General features: G+C 67.5%; 1 protein-coding gene. It reads right to left on the minus strand.

Annotated features, from left to right (window positions below; all coding sequences use genetic code 11):
• Positions 1 to 243: L,D-transpeptidase (locus tag EOB49_RS35725; RefSeq protein WP_164782025.1), on the minus strand; the 243-nt coding region annotated here is incomplete at both ends.

Consider the following 243-nt stretch of genomic DNA (forward strand, 5'->3'; position numbering starts at 1 on the left):
TTCCGACATTGACCCGCTCATAAAGGTCGACGACGTCCTCGTTGCGCATGCGGATGCAGCCTGACGACACCGCGCCGCCGATCGTCCACGGCTGATTGGTGCCGTGGATGCGGTATTCGGTCGTGCCGAGGTAGAGCGCGCGGGCGCCAAGCGGGTTCTCCGCGCCGCCGGCAAGATGGGTCGGCAAATAGCGGCCCTTGGCGGCTTCGCGCTTGATCATCTGCGCCGGCGGGCGCCAGTCCG

This window comes from Mesorhizobium sp. M7A.F.Ca.MR.148.00.0.0 (assembly GCF_003997735.1).
In the GTDB taxonomy this organism is placed as follows: Bacteria; Pseudomonadota; Alphaproteobacteria; order Rhizobiales; family Rhizobiaceae; genus Mesorhizobium.